This is a genomic window from Pseudomonas sp. P4_C3, from assembly GCF_056402075.1.
On the sequence record NZ_JBFUIC010000097.1, the window covers coordinates 1 to 17093 of the forward strand.

Below are 17093 nucleotides of genomic sequence, written 5' to 3' on the forward strand. Positions count from 1 at the left end.
GTTCAAGACACCGAGGGTCGCCAGTTCGAGCCCTCGATCCGCTCCGCCAGTTACGAGAAGGCGCATCCTCGGATGCGCCTTTCTTCTATCCGGACTCTACCCACGCTCCACGGTTGCCTAATTTTGAAGTTCAACCGTTTCTGGGGGACGCATGCTGCAGAATATCAGGGACAATTCACAAGGCTGGATTGCCAAGACTATTATCGGGGTCATCGTTGTTCTGATGGCTTTGACCGGTTTCGACGCCATTTTCAAGGCCACGTCGCACAGTAATGATGCGGCCAAGGTCAATGGCGATGAAATCAGCCAGAACGAGCTGAGCCAGGCGGTCGATATGCAACGCCGTCAGCTCATGCAACAGCTGGGCAAGGATTTCGATGCATCCTTGCTGGATGAAAAAATGTTGCGCGAATCGGCGCTCAAGGGCCTGATCGATCGCAAACTGCTGCTGCAAGGCGCAGAAAACTCAAAATTCGCTTTCTCCGAAGCGGCGCTTGATCAGGTCATCCTGCAAACACCAGAGTTTCAGGTTGATGGCAAGTTCAGCACCGAGCGTTTCGACCAGGTGATTCGCCAACTCGGCTATAGCCGCATGCAATTCCGCCAGATGCTGGCCCAGGAAATGCTGATTGGTCAGCTGCGTGCCGGCCTGGCAGGTAGCGGTTTCGTGACCGATGCACAGGTGCTGGCGTTTGCCCGTCTGGAAAAACAGACCCGCGATTTCGCCTCCCTGAACATCAAGGCCGACCTGGCGGCTGTGAAGCTGACCGACGATGAGGTCAAGGCTTATTACGACGAACACGCCAAGGAGTTCATGACGCCGGATCAGGTGGTCATCGATTACCTCGAGCTGAAGAAGGCTTCCTTCTTCGACCAGGTCAGCGTCAACGACGAAGACCTGCAAGCGGCCTATCAGAAAGAAATCGCGAACCTGTCCGAGCAACGTCGGGCTGCGCACATTCTGATTGAAGTGAACGACAAGACCACCGAGGCGCAAGCCAAGGCGAAGATCGAAGAAATTCAGGCCCGTCTGGCCAAGGGTGAGAAATTCGAGGCGCTGGCCAAGGAGTTCTCCCAGGATCCAGGTTCGGCGAACAACGGTGGTGACCTGGGTTATGCCGGTCCTGGCGTCTACGACCCAGCGTTCGAAAAAGCCCTGTATTCGTTGGGCCAGGACCAGGTCTCGGGGCCGGTTCGTACCGACTTCGGTTTCCACCTGATCAAGCTGTTGGGCGTTGAAGCTCCAGAAGTGCCAACGTTCGCCAGTCTGAAAGACAAGCTGACCCGTGGTCTGAAAACCCAGCAGGTCGAGCAGCGTTTCGTTGAGGCGAGCAAGCAATTGGAAGACGCCTCGTTCGAATCGTCCGATCTGGCTCAGCCAGCGCAGGACCTGAAACTGACCGTCCAGACGTCCAAGCCATTCGGTCGTGAAGGCGGTGAGGGTATTGCGGCCAACCGTGCCGTAATCACTGCTGCGTTCAGCCCGGAAGTGCTGGATGAGGGGGCGAACAGCACCGCCATCGAGCTCGATCCGGAAACCGTGGTCGTGTTGCGTGCCAAGGAGCACCTGAAGCCTTCGCAATTGCCGCTGGAAAGCGTTTCTGCCGCGATCCGTGTGCAATTGGCCAAGGAGCACGCCAGCGCCGATGCCAAGACCAGGGCTGAAGCCTTGATTGCCAGCCTGCGCGATGGCAAGACCCCGCTGGATCAGGCGATAGGTGGCCAGGTCTGGAAAGTCACCGAAGCGGCGACCYGCGCTCAGGAAGGTGTTGACCCAGCGGTGCTGCAAGCGCTGTTCCGCATGGCCAAGCCTGCGGCCAAGGACAAGCCGACCTTCACCAGCGTGACGCTGGCTGATGGCAGTCTGATGATCGTGCGCCTCAATGGCGTGAACGAAGCAGCGGCGCCGACCGAGGACGAGAAAGCACAGTATCGTCGCTACCTCGCTTCCCGCATCGGCCAGCAAGACTTTGCGGCTTATCGCAAGCAGCTGGAAAGCCAGGCGGACATCAAGCGTTACTGATGGCTGACCAGGTTTAGCGCTGCACAGGAGACCCCGGCCGAAAGGCCGGGGTCTTTTTATTTGGCCGTACGTCATTTGCTGCGGTGACTTTTCCGCAAAACCGGGGTCAATCAGCCTGTAACCGTTTTAAGACACGATCGATGCTCCGCTAAGCATCGATCTGTTGCACAATATGCCCCGAACCGTTTTCCTCAGGATGTTCAATGTTTAAATCACTTCCCATGCGGGTTGTCGGGCTGGCAGCCATGCTTGCCGCTGCGGCCGGTTGTTCATCGAACAAGGCCGCCATCTACGAGCATGAGAACTTCGACGATTCCGGAACCTTTTCCCGCAACTATCCGGTAACCGATGCGCAGAGCTGTGAAGCCGCCCGTCGTGCCTTGCTCAGCCAGGGTTACATTATCACCAGCAACGATTCGAAGCTGGTCAGCGGTCACAAGAGCTTCCAGCAGACCGGCGAGAACCACATGGAGATCAGCTTCAGTGTGGTCTGTACCGATGACGGCAGCGAAGGGCACCACGCGACCGTATTCGCCAACGCCCTGCAGGATCGTTACGCACTGAAGAAAACCAACAACTCSGCCAGYCTCGGYGTGGGYGTGYTGGGCTCGGTGTCGATGCCGATCGGCTCCTCTGATGATTCGATGGTCAAGGTCGCCAGCGAAACCGTATCGTCCGCCAAGTTCTACGAGCGTTTCTTCGCACTGGTCGAGCTGTTCCTGCCGCCGGAAGCGAAAAAGGCTGCGCACATCACCGAAAAGCCGAAAACAGACCTGGGCATGCCTGAAGCCAAGGCTGCACCGGCAGCGGTACCCGCTACACAGCCTGCTGCAGCTGCCCCTGCACCTGTACCCGTTGAAGCGGCGCCTGCGGCCTCCGAGCCGGTTGCCCCACCTCCTGAAGTGGCGCCGATCACGCCGACCGGGAGTGTAGTGCCGGCACCGTCCCCGGAAATCGTCACGCCACCGTCGAACCCGAGTGACTTGCCGCCGCCGAGCGAACCCATTCCGGCGATGCCTGTCTCCGGCCAGTGAGGGTGACCCCACAGGGTCGGATCAAATGACCCGATCCTGTGACCAGCCAAAAGATTGACCCGCATCAAGCAAGTCCGCTGTTCTGCGGTCTCCCGCGAAAAAAACCAATGATAAATTCCTGACCAACTGCTACGTTTTATTCAGTGGCGACAGAGTGTCGTATCCGCGTCATTTTTCTTTCACGCGGGCACTTTATGCTCATGGAATGGGTCATTTATTCAGACGTTTTTCAATACGGGTTGGGGGATTCAAAAATGGACGATTATCAAGAAGAACTGCTCGAGTACCAGGCTTTCGAACTCGACCCACTGGAGCCGGCGGAAGACGCTACCGAGTTGTAGGCATCAGGCGGATTGGCGATGGCTGCGGCGAAATTCGCCGGGTGTCTGCCCGTTCCAGCGTTTGAATGCGCGTTGAAACGCTTCGGCTGAGGCAAAACCCAGCAGGTAGGCGATCTCTCCGAACGCCAGTTCGGTGTCGCGTATGTAGGTCATGGCCAGGTCGCGACGGGTGTCGTTGAGAATCGCACGAAATTGTGTGCCTTCATCGGCGAGCTTGCGGCGCAAGGTCCAGGTGGGCAACTTCAGGCGTGCCGCCACCTCTTGGAGGTCAGGCTCCCGGCCACCACTGAGCAACGGTCCCAGCAGCGCGATGATGCGCTCACGCAGACTGCGGGTGCGTGTCAGTTGTTCCAGTTCCCGCTCACACAGTTGCAGCAAATGTCTCCAGGTGCTCGGGCAATGCTCGGGGTTGCGCTGGGCGAGACTTACCAGGCTCAAGCGCAGTTGATTGCGCTCGCCGCCAAACTGAATCGGACAGTCACCTAAAACGTCATAGGCCGCGCGGTAACCGGGCTCTTCGAATTCGATCTCGATGCGTTCGGCACGCAGCGGGGCAGGGCTGACACTCGACAGTTGCTGCAACCAGCCGGCGATGATCGAATCCACCACGAAGCGGTTGTAGGCGTTATAGGGGCTGATCGAATAGAAACGCAGCCAGGCGCCCTGGGCGTCTTCGTGAAAGCTTGATTGACCCCGATAATTCGAACCATACAAGGCTTCGAACCGGATCAGGCAGCGCGCGGCTTCACGTACGGTCGGCGCCTGGGCGGCGGTAACCCCTGCGAGACCGATCTGGCTCAGGCGACTGAGCTGACCCATGCGCAAGCCAAGGGCCGGGTTGTCGGTCAGTTGAATGGCGCTGTGGCCCAGGCGCATGTAGCGCGGTATCGACAGTCGGGCACCGGCTTCGCTCAGGCGTGCTGCATCGAGGCCGTATTGATCGAGCAGTGGCTGCGGATCGACGCCATGACTGCGCACGGCATCGGCCAGGCTATGAACAAAGCCCACCGACAGATCGCCGAGGCGCATCGGCTGCGGTTTCATGGCTTACAACCAGAGGTTCAGCAAACGCGCACCCTGGGCGTTGCCGTCGGCAAAGTGCTGGCCGTTACTGCTGAGAAAACTGTGCCCGGCGCTGCCCTGATCCCAGAACTGACCCCGCAGGAACACACTCATGCCAGCGACAGCCTGACTGGCCGGTATCTGGGTCGTGAGGGTCAGGCGCTGCCAGGCCTGGCCTTCACTGACTTCTCCAGGCTTCAAGTTGACCGATGCCGGCTCCGGCGAACCCCTGTAGCCGCGCCACGGTTGATCCCAAGTGCCACGGCCGGCCACAAAGGCTGGTACTGCAACCAGCTGTACGCTTTGGTCGTTGAGCTTGAGGTAGTTTTCCGGGTACCAGCTGTCGTGGCCGATCAATACGCCCAGCCTACCTGCAGGGGTATCAACGACGCTGAGCGAGTGCTCGCCGTTCGCCTTGATCCCGTTCTGTTCTGCGAAGAACGGGTGCATCTGGCGCTGGGGCTGGCCGATCGGCAGGCCTTCGCTGTTGAACACCACGCTACTGTTGTACAGCGCGCCGCGGCCGATTTTCAAGGTGCCGTCGATGATGCTCGGTTCGGGCAGCACGATGGAGCCCGCCACCAGCGTCACGTGGAATTCCCTGGCCAGCCCTCCGAACAATGCCTGGTAGTCTCTGGCCATCGCCTTGGCTTTCATGCGCAGGTGGGCATCGTCCAGGCGGTTGCCACCCTCGGCGCTGATCAACGCCTTGGCGAACTTCAGGGGATTGCTCACCGCCAGCCAGTTCATGGCCTCCTTGAGGGTGCTGGCCTGATACAACTCATCCTTCTCGCCACTGACCATCAGCCATGTACCGACGTGTTCCGGCAACACCACGACGGTCTTGCCGTTCAACAAACCCTGGTCCCGGGCTGCTTGCAGATAGGCCGCGAGCTTGCGGTGCAAGCGCTCGGGGCTTTGATAGTCGGTAGGAAACAGTTCGGGCTGGACGCCCAACAGATTGCCACGGTCCGCAGGCGTGCCCCGGTCGACAGCCAGGTTGATCCGCAGGTCCGAAAGGTAATGACCCACCGGCCGGTCCGCGGCCCACATCGCGTAGGTCGTGAGGGCGGCGAGCAACGCCATGGAAAATGTCAGGTACAAAAGTTTGCGCATGGGGAAACAGTTTACAGCCTGGAGCCGGGCGTGGCTTTTCAATAGGAACTGAATCGAGCATAAAGGGAATCAAGGGCTTAGTGGGCAAATTTCAGCGTTGACGTTTTTTTCGCTAACGGCTGCCGTCCTGCGCCGAGATGCCACAACGAAGGACCGGGTTAAATGAGAGCTGATTTGAAGGGGTGGGGATCGAGGAGGGGAACGCCGGTCAGCCATCATTTGGCTCGACCGGCCGGCAGGTTAGCGTTATTTGGTGACCAGCAGTTCCGGGCCGAGGTAGTCGTTGATCTGGTTGATATCGTCGTCACCCAAGCTGCCCACCGATGAGGCCAGGCGCAGGCGCGACATCAAATAGCGCACCTTGGCTTCGAACAGATCGTGGCGCGCAACGAAGAGCAGCTCTTCGGCATTGAGGACGTCCGAGTTGGTGCTGGTGCCGCCCTCTTTGAAGCCCTTGCGTGACGATGCCAGTGAGCGTTCGTTGGACTCCACTGCCTTCTCCAGCGCGCGAATACGTTTGGCGCCGCTCAGAATGCCTTGATACTCACGGGTGGTTTCGGTGATGACTTCCTGTCGCGCGGCGTCGAGTTCGTCCACGGCCTTATCGCTATTGGCACTGGCCTGGCGTGTCAACGCGCTGACGCCGCCACCGCTGTACAGTGGGATATTGACTTCCAGCCCGATCGAGCCGTAGTGGTTGCGTTGATTCAACTCGGAGAGTGACTGGCTCTCACCCGCGGTGTAGCCGGCAATGAAATCCAGTGTTGGCCAATGGCCGGCGCTGGCACGCTTCACTTCTTCTGCTGCGAGGTCGCTGCTATAACGGCGCGCATGAATCAGCGGGCTGTCGGTCTGGGCTTTGACCAACCAGTCCTGCAGGCTGCTCGGTAGCAGCGGTGGTGTATCGAAGCTCGGGCGCAAGGTGGTCACTGACTCGGGGGTTTCACCGATATATTCCTCGAGCTTGCGGCGCGCGTTGATCAGGTTGTCCTGCGCTTCGATCAGCTCGGCTTCGGCGAGGTCGCGGCGAGCGGTCGACTCGTCGATGTCGGTGACGGTGCCGGCCCCCAGCTCCATGCGCCGCTTCGCCGAAGCGAGTTGCTCTTCGAAGGCGGTCAGCTTGGACTTGGCCAAGACGATGGTTTCGCTGGCCAGGAGCACATCGAAATAGCTTTCGGACAAGCGCACCGCGGCGTCCTGGGTCTTGGCATCGAACACCGCGTTGCTGTAGTCGGCACGCTGCTGACCCTGGCGGTATTCGGCCATCTTCTGTTTGTTGAACAGCGGTTGGCGCAGGCGCACGTTAGCGCCCTTTGAGTCGTAATGGAGATCTCTGTCGATGCCGCTCTGGCTTTGGGAGCCATTGACCTTGTTGTGGTAACCCGAGGCATTGATCTGCGGTAGCAGACCGGCCTTGCCGATGGCGCGGTTTTCCTCGCCAGCCTCTTTTTCATGCACGGAGGCTTGGTAGATAGGGCCCTGGAACTGCAACAGATCCCAGGCTTGTTTGAGGTCCATGGCACCAGCCGGCAGGGACAGCCCCAGCAGGCAGAAGAGCAGGCAACGACATTCCATCTCATTGTTCCTTGAATGAGCTGTCCACACGATCAAGCATTGGTTTTAGAAGATAGCTGATCATGTTGCGCTCGCCAGTCTTGATGGTGACGCTGGCGGGCATGCCGGGGCGAATGTGGTTGCTGCCAAGCAGGCCCATGCCATCGGGCGTGACCTCCACCTGAGCCAGATAGAACGGTTGCTTGCTTTCCTCGTCCATCAGCCGGTCGGCGGAAATGGTCTTCACGCGGCCGGGGATGTTTGGCGTCCTGGCATGGTTGAAAGCCGGGAAGGAAATGTCCACGGGCAGGCCGGGGACCATCTTGTCGATAGCCTGCACGGGAATCATCGCGTCGACCTGCAACGGTTCGTTGAGCGGAACGATTTCCATGATCTTGAAGCCGGGCTGAATGATCCCGCCGACGGTGGCAATGCTCAGGCCCTGGACCATGCCATCGATCGGCGAACGAATCACCGTGTGGGTCACTTCATAGTCGAGCGAGCGCAAGCGGTCGGCCAGGGTGGTGTTTTCCTTGGCGGTTTCAGTCAGCTGCGATTCGACTTCCTTCAGGTAATCGTGCTGGCGCTGCAGGATGCGCAGCTTGATTTCGGTGGTCTGGCTACGTATGCGGGCGATGTTGTTGAGGTTCTCGGCCTGGCCGGCGGAGAGGTCGGCATTGCTGCGTTCCAGCTCAAGCAGGCGGTTGCGCGGCACATAGCCTTCGGCCGTCAACACGCGGGTGCCTTGCAGTTCCTGGTTGAGGAAGCTGATCTGCGAGGCGCGGGCGCTATAGACCTGCTGCAGGCCCTTGAGCTGCACTGCCGAGGCTGCCAGGTTTTCCTGCAGGATGCTGATTTCGCCAGCGAGTCCGGCGCGCCGGGTGTCCAGCAGGCGCTGTTGCAGGTCCATGGCGGCCTCCAGGCGGTGATCACCCTTGAAGCGCGTGAGCATCTCGGGATCGAAGTTCACCACATCGCGACCGTCACGTTCCGCTTCCAGGCGGTTCTCCACCGTCTTGCTGACGATGTACTGGGCGCTGACCGCACCCTCTTCGGCAACGGCACGCAACGAGTCGAGGCGGACCACCTCCTGGCCTTTTGTCACTAAATCGCCTTCGCGAACGAGAATGGCCTCCACGGTACCGCCACTCAGATGCTGCACGGCTTTGCGATTGTTGGTGACCTTGACCGTGCCTGTCGCGACCACGCCGGCATCCAGCGGCGCCAGCCAGGACCACAGGAGGAAGCCGCCGAAGCCGGCGAGCACCAGCCACACGCCCCATCGCGCGGGTTTACCGACGTCCAGATCTACCATGCTCCGGGTATCGGCTTTGATCATCTCGGTGTGTTGGCTCATTTGCATGATCGGTCACTCCCGTGCTTTGACGGAGGCCAGAGGGGTCGACGCGCCTGCCGGCATCACACTGGCCTTGCGCAGCGCTGCGAATACTTCATCGCGCGTACCAAGCATCTGCACGCCGCCGTCGCGCAGCATCAGCACCTTATCGACGGCGCAGAGTACGTTGGGACGGTGGGAAATCAGAATGACGGTGGCGCCGCGGCCCTTGAGTTCGGCCAACGCATCGACCAGGGCCTTTTCGCCGACGTCGTCGAGGTTGGCGTTCGGCTCATCCAGCACGATCAGATTGGGCTCGCCATACAGCGCGCGGGCCAAGGCGATGCGCTGCTTCTGGCCACCGGAAAGCGGGCTGCCATCGGTGCCCAGACGGGTGTCATAACCCTGCGGAAAACGCAGGATCATCTCGTGCACGCCAGTGATCTTGGCGGCGCGGATGACCGCTTCGCTGTCTACTTCGCCAAAACGCGCAATATTGTCGGCGATGTTGCCCTCGAACAGCTCAACGTCCTGTGGCAGGTAGCCGAGCCAGGGGCCAAGTTCGCCCTTGTTCCAGGTGAATATGTCCGCGCCGTCCAGGCGCACTTTGCCAGCCTGCGCCGGCCAGACGCCAACCAGCAGGCGGGCGAGAGTGGATTTGCCCGAGGCGGATGGGCCGATAATGCCAAGGCTTTCGCCAGGGACAAGGCTGAAGCCCACCCCACGCAGAATCGTGTTGTTGGTACCGGGGGCGCCGGCATACACATTCTCCACCGCAACCATCCCCTGCGGCCGCTGCAGCGACATGCTCGGTGGCCGGCGCGGATAGTCATGCAGCATCTCGTTGAGCCGGCCCCAGGCCGAACGGCAGCCGAGCAGTTGCTTCCACGACGCGATGACCTGTTCCACCGGACCCAATGCGCGACCGGTGAGGATCGAGCAGGCAATCATCATCCCCGGGGTGATCTTGCCTTCGATCGCCAGCAGTGCGCCGGCGCCGAGGATCAGCGACTGCAAAGTGATGCGCACGAAGCGCCCGGTGCTGCTGATCAAGGCGGCGCGGTCGGAGGCCAGGGTCTGCATTTCCAGAATGCGTAAATGGCTTTGGAACCAGCGCTTGCTGATCGACGGCAGCATGCCCATGGCCTCGATGACCTCGGCATTGCGCAGGTTGTTGTTGGCGTACAGGGCGGAGGAGAGGGCGGCCTGATTGGCTTCGGACAGCGGCTTCTGCGTCGCCTTTTCAGTGAGATAAGCCAGGCCCATCAGAATCAGCGAGCCGATCAGCGTGAGCAGTCCGAGCAATGGGTGGATCAGATAGGCGACCAGCAGGTAGATCGGCGTCCACGGTGCATCGAAGAAAGCGAACAGGGAATTGCCGGTGACGAACTGACGAACCTGAGCGAGATCTTGCAGGGCCTGGGCCGGATTACCTCCGGCGCGGCTCAGGTTGCGCTCGAATGCAGCGGTGAAAATGCGCTGGTTGAGGTCCATGTCGAGGCAGTTGCCGACCCGGATCAGCACGCGGGTGCGGACCATTTCCAGCGTAGACATCAGCAAGAACAGACCTACCACCAGCACAGTCAACATCGCCAGCGTCGTGACGTTGCGACTGACCAGGGCTCGATCATAGACCTGCAGCATATAAACGGCTGGCGTCAACATCATGACGTTTATGACGCCGCTGAACGCTGCCAGCGAATAAAAACTGCGGCGCATGCGAAAGAGCGCGTCGGCCAGTTCGGAACGGATGCTCGACTGCTTGGGCATTTTTGTCCTCCCACTTCGAATAGCCGGTTGCCCTGGTGGCGCAACAGGTAACAGTAAATGTAGTCCCGTAAACAGCTTATGGGCACGCAGGCTGGTCGCTCTATGGGTGGCGAGTCTTCCGAAATCGCTGCGTTGCTCCCTTATGCAGCAGCGTAGGTGGCGGCGAAACAGTTCGAAATAACATTTTGCTCTATACCTGCACTCAACTTTCTATATGTCTTTTAAAAACAGCTAGTTGTGAGGCTCAGCACCAGTCGTCTGTTTTAACGACGTAATATTGACAAAAATTTGCTATGGAACTTTAGTCTTAGTTATCGGGTGGCCCGCCCGCCTGAAGCTTGCCATTGCTTTGGCAACGCAAGGCGCGGTGATTCTCCTGAGAGGAGCCGAATCATGTCGATCATTCCGTTCTTTTGCAGAGGGAAGGGGTTGTCCAGGACGTTCGCCTTCACTTCCAGATTCCATGGCCCGCCCAGGGCTCGAATCCGCTCTGCCTGATCGCCCGGCGAGCAATTCATTTCGCGAATTCCAGACGGGTATCCCGGGTCTCGGGTAACGCCAGAGCTCTCGCTAAAAAACATAACCAACGCACTGCGCAAGCCAGCACTTGACTTGGCGCGGGAGGATTTTCTCGTCCCGTGCCTTTACCCAGACAGATCGAGGGCAATCCAAAATGGCCAACTTTAATCAATCCGATCTTGAGTTCGTTCTCCAGCAGATTTTCATCGCGGAAGCAAACTCGGCCGGCCAGTCGCTCGCCAGCCTGATACCGAGCCCGGAATTTGCTTTCGGTCTGCGTACGGTCGACGGGACCTTTAACAACCTGAGACTGGGTCAGAGCGAGTTCGGCGCAGCCGACAACTTTTTCCCGCGCTTGACCACTCCAGTCTTCCTCCCGGCTGAGGCGGGCACCTCTTACACCCAGACCAGCGGCCTGGTGATCGACTCGCAGCCACGCACCATCAGCAACCTGATCGTCGACGATACCGCCAACAACCCGGCGGCGGTCGCGGCCACGTTCGATCCCGGTCTGGATGGCATCCTCGGCACGGTTGACGATGTCTTGAAGGACGGTGCGCAGGTCGTTACTGGAACCCGTACCGACGGCACGACTTTCCAGACCTTTTTCATGCCTAACGAGGCGCCGGACGCGGGCCTGTCCGCGCCGTTCAACTCGTGGATGACCTTCTTCGGTCAGTTCTTCGACCACGGCCTCGACTTGGTGACCAAGGGCGGCAGCGGCACGGTGTTCATCCCGCTGCAGCCGGACGATCCGCTGTTCGTCCCGGGAAGCCCGACCAACTTCATGGTGTTGACGCGGGCCACCAACCTGCCCGGGCCCGATGGCATCCTTGGCACTGCCGACGACATCCACGACGCTTCAAACACTACCACGCCGTTCGTCGACCAGAACCAGACCTACAGCTCGCATCCCTCGCACCAGGTGTTCCTGCGCGCCTATGAATTCGATGCCGCCGGCAAGCCGGTGGCGACCGGCGAGCTGATCACCAATCGTGACCTGGGCGCCGATGGCCTGTTCGGCACTGCCGACGACGTTGAAATCGGCGGGATGGCCACCTGGAAAGTGGTGAAGGCGCAGGCGCGCGACATTCTTGGCATTGAGCTCGACGATCTCGACGTCCTCGACCTGCCGCTGTTGGCGACCGACCCATACGGCAACTTCATTCGGGGGGCGAACGGCTTTGCGCAGATAGTGACCGCGACCGGCTTGGTCGAGGGCAATCCGCTGGCGCCGATCGACGCATCGCTGGCGATCCGCACCGGTCACCAGTTCCTCATCGACATTGCGCACAATGCCAGCCCGGTGGACAGCCAGACCGGTACGCCACTGACGGCCGATGCCGACCTCGTTGCCGGCGGCCCGGTGGCCGCAGGCTTCTACGACAACGAGCTGCTCGACGCGCACTACATCGCCGGCGACGGCCGGGTCAACGAGAACATCGGCCTGACCACCGTCCACTCCATCTTCCACTCCGAGCACAACCGGCTGGTCCAGCAGACCAAGGACACGGTCCTCGCCTCAACGGCCGCCGGCGACCTGACGTTCCTGAACCAGTGGCTGCTGACGCCCGTCACGTCTGTTCCTGCTGATCTGTCGACCTTGAACTGGAACGGTGAGCGCCTGTTCCAGGCGGCGAAATTCGGCACCGAGATGCAGTATCAACACCTGGTGTTCGAAGAGTTCGCGCGCACCATTCAACCGCAGGTCGATGCCTTCATTGACTTCGATGACACGATCGACCCGTCGATCGTCGCCGAGTTCGCGCACACGGTCTTTCGCTTCGGCCACTCGATGCTAACCGAGACCATTGACCGGCTGGACCCCAACTTCGTCTCCAGCGAGATCGGCCTGATTCAGGCCTTCCTCAACCCGCTGGCGTTTGCGGCCAGCGGCCCGACGCCTGCGCAGGCGGCCGGCGCCATCGTCCGCGGCTTGACGCGCCAGGTCGGCAACGAGATCGATGAGTTCGTCACCGAAGCGGTGCGCAACAACTTGCTGGGCCTGCCGCTCGACCTGCCCGCCCTCAACATCGCGCGCGGCCGCGATACCGGCATCCCGTCCTTGAACGCGGCGCGCCGTGAATTCTACGCCGGCACCGGCGACAACCAGCTGAAGCCCTACACCAGCTGGGTCGATTTGGTGCAACACCTGAAGCACCCGGAATCGCTGATCAACTTCATCGCCGCCTACGGCACGCACGCCTCCATTACCAGCGCCACCACGCTCGACGCGAAACGCGCAGCGGCCACGCTCCTGGTGTTGGGCGGCGTTGGTGAGCCGGCGGATCGCCTGGACTTCCTCAACAGCACCGGCGTCTATGCCAACCTGGCAAATGGGGCAACCATTACCGGCGTTGATGCCATCGACTTCTGGATCGGCGGCCTGGCCGAGGAAAAAATGCCATTCGGCGGCATGCTCGGCTCGACCTTCAACTTCGTCTTCGAGGACCAGCTCGAGAAGCTGCAGAACGGCGACCGGCTCTACTACCTGCACCGCACCCAGGGACTCAACTTCCTGAGCGAGCTCGAGAACAACTCGTTCGCCAAGATGGTGATGCTCAACACCGACGCGACCCATCTCCCGGCGCTCATCTTCTCGACCCCGACCTTTACCCTTGAGGTCGACCCGACCAGGCAGTTCAACTCGAGCGTGATTGCCGGTCTGGACGGCATTGTGGGCACCGCCGACGACCTGCCTGGCAACACCGATCCCACTGGCGGCATCATGATCAACGGGGTCGTGATCACGCCGCTGGTCATCCGCGACAACCCCAACACGGTCGGTCCCGATACCAACTACCTGCAGTACAYCGGCGAAGACCATGTGGTGCTCGGTGGCACGGCCGGCAATGACATTCTCGTCTCTGGCGACGGCGACGACACGCTCTGGGGCGACGCCGGCAATGATCGCCTCGAAGGCGGCTATGGCAACGACGAGATCGAGGGTGGCGATGGCGATGACATCATCACCGACATGGGCGGCGACGACGTCATCCACGGAGAGGCCGGCAACGACGTCATCCACGGCGGCAACGGCACCAATATCATCCTCGGCGGTGACGGCAACGATTTCATCGTCACCGGCGAGGACTTTACGGAGGTCTTCGCCGGCGCTGGCAATGACTTCATGCTCGGCAGCCGGCTGAACGCACAAATGATGGGCGGCGATGGCGACGACTGGATCCAGGTCGGGACCCAGGACGGCGCCCCCGGCGACAATTTCACCGGTAACCTGCCACCGGCTTTGCTGGCAAAGTTGACCGACGGCAACGACGTCTTCAGCGGTGACGGCGGCTTCGATGAAATGATCGGTGAAGGCGGCGATGACATCTTCATCGGCAGTGAGGGCCCGGACAAGATGTTGGGCATGTCCGGTTTCGACTGGGCCACCTACAAGGATGATCATTACGGCGTGACTGTGGACATGAGCCGCATCGTCTTCGAACAATCGGCCCTGTCGCCTTCAGTTGCAGGCGTGCATACCAAGTTCGCCCAGGTGGAAGGTCTGTCGGGGTCGGCGTTCAGCGACATGTTGACCGGCGATGATGCCGACGCGCTCGCGATCGCCGCTGCCGGTGTCCAAGGCAGCGTGCTCACCAATATTGACCTCGTCGCCGGTCTGCGGGCGTTTCTTGGCGCGGCTGCAGCCGGCCCGGACGGTATCGTGGGCACGGCAGACGATCAGTTCGGCGCGGGCAACATCCTCCTCGGCGGTGGTGGCAGCGACATCATCGAAGGCCGCGGCGGTGACGACCTGATCGACGGCGACATGTGGCTGAATGTGCGCATCAGCGTGCGCCAGAACCTTGACGGAACCGGGCCGGAGATCGCCACCTTCGACAGCATGGAGCCCATGATCCCGTTCATGCTCGATGGTACCTTCAACCCCGGTCAGTTGGTCATCGTCCGCGAGATCCTGACGGAGGCCCCCGCCTTCGACACGGCCTTGTTCACTGGCAACCAGCTCGACTATACCGTCACCACTGTGGGCGGCGTGACCACCGTGGTCGACAGCGTCGTCGGTCGCGACGGCACCGACCGCCTGACCAATATCGAGCGGCTGCAGTTCAACGATCAGTCGCTCACCCTGCCTGGCGGGGTCGGGCTCAACAACGACCCGCTGGGCTTGCTGACCATACTCGATGCTGCCAGCAACACCCCGGACGCTACGCCGACCACGGGTCAGTTGCTGAGGGTGTCGGCTGCCGGCGTGACCGATGCCGACAACGCCGGCGGTGCCATCACCGGACCGATCGCCTTCTACTGGCAGTTCGAAGCAGTCCCGGGTACGGGCGTCTTTCAGGACATCACCCGTATTGCGGACGGGGGCGCAGCATTGGCGCACATAACCGGGCCGACCTTCAGGGTGACCCCGGATCTCGCCGGGCTGGAATTGCGCGTCAGGGCCGTCTATAAGGATGAAAATGGCGTGCTTGAGACGGCGTTCTCTGCTCCAACCGCAGCGGTCGTAGCCGGCGTTGCTCCGCCACCGGCAGCCCCGCTGCCGGTCGAGACTCCGGTCGCCAGCACCGGTGTGCACTATATCCGGGCCGATCTGCAGTTCATTCTCGATCAGATTCTGATCTCGGAAAGGAATGCGGCCGGTGAGGATCTCCTCAGCATGCTGCCGAATGCACGGATGCCTTTGGGCCTGCGCACGGTCGACGGGTCGTTCAACCACCTGGTGGCGGGTCAGAACGAGTTCGGTGCAGCCGACACGGTCTTCCCGCGACTGGTTCCGGCACAGTTCGATACGGCGGAGGCGGGCACCTCTTACGCCCAGACCAGCGGCCTGGTGACCGACTCGCAGCCTCGCACCATCAGCAATCTGGTCGCCGACAACACCGCCAACAACCCGGCAGCGATCGCGGCCACGTTCGATCCCGGTCCGGATGGCATCCTCGGCACGGTTGACGATGTCTTGAAGGACGGTGCGCAGGTCGTTACTGGAACCCGTACCGACGGCACGACGTTCCAGACCTTTTTCATGCCTAACGAGGCGCCGGACGCGGGCCTGTCCGCACCGTTCAATACCTGGATGACCTTCTTCGGTCAGTTCTTCGACCACGGCCTCGACCTGGTGACCAAGGGCGGCAGCGGCACGGTGTTCATCCCKYTGCAGCCRGACGAYCCGCTSTTCGTKCCGGGYAGCCCGACCAACTTCATGGTGTTGACGCGCGCCACCAACCTGCCTGGGCCCGATGGCATCCTGGGCACCGCCGACGACATTCACGAGGCTGCAAACACCACCACGCCGTTCGTCGACCAGAACCAGACCTATACCTCGCATCCCTCGCACCAGGTGTTCCTGCGCGCCTACGAGTTCAATGCCGCCGGCGAGCCGGTGGCGACCGGCAAGCTGATCACCAATCGTGACTTGGGCGCCGATGGCCTGTTCGGCACTGCCGACGACGTCGAAATCGGTGGGATGGCTACCTGGAAAGTGGTCAAGGCGCAAGCTCATGACCTGCTCGGGATCAACCTCACTGATGCCGACTTCGACAACGTGCCGCTGCTCGCCACCGACGCCTACGGCAATTTCATCAAGGGCCCGAACGGCTTCCCGATGGTCATGATGAGGGGCCCGGATGGTATTGCTGATACCGCCGATGATGTTCTCGTCGAGGGTAATCCTGCTGCGCCGATCAGCCTGGTCAATGCCGTGCGCACCGGCCACCAGTTCCTCATCGATGTCGCCCATAACGCCGTTCCGGTGGACAGCCAGACCGGTGCGCCACTGACGGCCGATGCGGACAATGTCGTTGGCGGTACGCCTGCGCCGGGCTTCTATGACAATGAACTGCTCGACGCGCACTACATCGCCGGCGACGGCCGGGTCAACGAGAACATTGGCCTGACCACCGTCCACTCCATCTTCCACTCGGAGCACAACCGTCTGGTCCAGCACACCAAGGATGTGGCCRTCGCCTCCAACGATGTCAACTTCCTGAACCAGTGGCTGATGCCCGATGCCCAATTGTTGGTGTTGCCAACAACCGCGGCTGAGATCGCTGCCTTGCACTGGAACGGAGAGCGCCTGTTCCAGGCGGCGAAATTCGGTACCGAGATGCAGTACCAGCACCTGGTGTTCGAAGAGTTCGCGCGTACCATTCAGCCGAACATCGATCCCTTCCTTGGCGAACACCAAAATTATCAAACCGAGATCGACCCGGCGATCGTCGCCGAGTTCGCGCACGCGGTCTACCGCCTCGGCCACTCGATGCTGACCGAGACCATCGACCGGCTGGACCCCAACTTCGTCTCGAGCGATATCGGCCTGATTCAGGCATTCCTCAATCCGCTGGCGTTTGCGGCCAGCGGCCCGACGCCTGCGC

8 protein-coding genes are annotated in these 17093 nt (G+C 60.9%); 3 read left to right on the forward strand and 5 right to left on the reverse strand.

Annotated elements, in window-relative coordinates:
- Positions 1–151: 151 nt before the first annotated feature.
- Positions 152–2023, forward strand: a complete 1872-nt coding sequence (locus AC1DVH_RS16665; protein WP_477754732.1) for a SurA N-terminal domain-containing protein — start codon at positions 152–154, stop codon at positions 2021–2023.
- 203 nt (positions 2024–2226) lie between these two features.
- A complete protein-coding gene (locus tag AC1DVH_RS16670; protein WP_477754733.1) occupies positions 2227–3057 on the forward strand; it encodes a DUF2242 domain-containing protein in 831 nt (276 codons plus the stop codon).
- Positions 3058–3401: 344 nt separating this feature from the next.
- Here AC1DVH_RS16670 and AC1DVH_RS16675 read toward each other — a convergent pair whose 3' ends face one another.
- The 5 genes from AC1DVH_RS16675 to AC1DVH_RS16695 all read right to left on the reverse strand — a co-directional run bounded on the left by AC1DVH_RS16675 (position 3402) and on the right by AC1DVH_RS16695 (position 10236).
- Positions 3402–4442, reverse strand: coding sequence for an AraC family transcriptional regulator (locus tag AC1DVH_RS16675; protein WP_477754734.1), 1041 nt, complete (start codon positions 4440–4442; stop codon positions 3402–3404).
- A gap of 3 nt (positions 4443–4445) precedes the next feature.
- Positions 4446–5576 carry a nitrilase-related carbon-nitrogen hydrolase gene (locus AC1DVH_RS16680; RefSeq protein WP_477754735.1) on the reverse strand — a complete coding sequence of 377 codons (1131 nt, stop codon included), beginning with the start codon at positions 5574–5576 and terminating at the stop codon, positions 4446–4448.
- 246 nt (positions 5577–5822) lie between these two features.
- A complete protein-coding gene (locus tag AC1DVH_RS16685; protein WP_477754736.1) occupies positions 5823–7151 on the reverse strand; it encodes a TolC family outer membrane protein in 1329 nt (442 codons plus the stop codon).
- Position 7152: 1 nt separating this feature from the next.
- Positions 7153–8493 carry an HlyD family type I secretion periplasmic adaptor subunit gene (locus tag AC1DVH_RS16690; protein WP_477754737.1) on the reverse strand — a complete coding sequence of 447 codons (1341 nt, stop codon included), beginning with the start codon at positions 8491–8493 and terminating at the stop codon, positions 7153–7155.
- A gap of 6 nt (positions 8494–8499) precedes the next feature.
- Entirely contained in the window at positions 8500–10236 is a 1737-nt protein-coding gene (locus AC1DVH_RS16695; protein WP_477754738.1) for a type I secretion system permease/ATPase, read from the reverse strand.
- Between the two features lie 673 nt (positions 10237–10909).
- Here AC1DVH_RS16695 and AC1DVH_RS16700 point away from each other — a divergent pair.
- A partial coding sequence (locus AC1DVH_RS16700) for a peroxidase family protein (RefSeq protein ID WP_477754739.1) occupies positions 10910–17093 on the forward strand: 6184 nt, incomplete at its 3' end.